Annotated in this window: 1 protein-coding gene; it reads right to left on the bottom strand. The window is 60.1% G+C overall.

What is annotated here, in order from left to right; all coding sequences use genetic code 11:
- Positions 1-1,112 (bottom strand): ribonucleotide-diphosphate reductase subunit beta (locus tag H097_RS24235; protein WP_082445664.1); only part of this gene is annotated, 1,112 nt, incomplete at its 3' end.
- Positions 1,113-1,145: the final 33 nt, after the last annotated feature.

Below are 1,145 nucleotides of genomic sequence, written 5' to 3'. Positions count from 1 at the left end.
AAGAAGTTCTTCTCTTTCTTCAAGTCCATGATCTCGCTCATCCACGGGAACGGGTTGGTCGTGCCTGGGTATTCTTCCTTCAAGCCGATCTGCGACAGGCGACGGTTGGCGATGAACTTGAGGTAGTCCTCCATCATCGCCGCGTTCATGCCCAGCACGCCGCGCGGCATGGTGTCGCGTGCGTATTCGATCTCCAACTGGGTCCCTTGCAGGATCATTTGGGTCGCTTCTTCCTTCATCTCGGCATCCCACAAATGTGGGTTTTCGATTTTGATCTGGTTGATCACGTCGATACCGAAGTTCAGGTGCATCGACTCATCGCGCAGGATGTACTGGAACTGCTCGGCCACGCCGGTCATTTTGTTGCGACGGCCCATGGACAGGATCTGGGTGAAGCCGCAGTAGAAGAAGATGCCTTCCAGTACGCAGTAGTAGGCGACGAGGTTGCGCAGCAGTTCCTTGTCGGTGTCGACGGTGCCGGTTTCGAACTTCGGATCGGAGATCGAACGGGTGTACTTCAGGCCCCAGGCAGCTTTTTTAGCGACCGATGGGATCTCGTGGTACATGTTGAAGATCTCGCCTTCATCCATGGCCAGCGATTCGATGCAGTACTGGTAGGCGTGGGTGTGGATCGCCTCTTCGAAGGCCTGGCGCAGGATGTACTGGCGGCACTCCGGGTTGGTGATCAGGCGGTATACGGCCAGGACCAGGTTGTTGGCGACCAGGGAATCGGCGGTGGAGAAGAAGCCCAGGTTGCGCATGACGATGCGACGTTCGTCGTCGGTCAGGCCCTCGGGGTTTTTCCACAGGGCGATGTCGGCGGTCATGTTGACCTCTTGCGGCATCCAGTGGTTGGCGCAGCCGTCGAGGTATTTCTGCCAGGCCCAGTCGTACTTGAACGGCACGAGTTGGTTGAGGTCGGCGCGGCAGTTGATCATGCGTTTTTCGTCAACGGCGACACGGGCGGAAGCGCCTTCGAGCTCGGCGAGGCCTTCGGCGACGTCGAGTTTGTCCAGGGCAGCCTTGGCCCGCACGATGGCGGCGGAGTCATTGGCGGTGACGGCGCGGGCTTCGATGGCGGCGGCAGCGCCGGCACCGTCGAGGCGGTCCATGTTGGCTTCGGTGGCGTGGCCGGCGTTGGCGCC

Origin of the sequence: Pseudomonas sp. FH4, assembly GCF_000510915.2 — a bacterium.
GTDB lineage: Bacteria > Pseudomonadota > Gammaproteobacteria > Pseudomonadales > Pseudomonadaceae > Aquipseudomonas > Aquipseudomonas brenneri.
The sequence above is the reverse complement of the archived record's forward strand: the minus strand, read 5'-3'. Positions and strand labels throughout refer to the sequence as shown.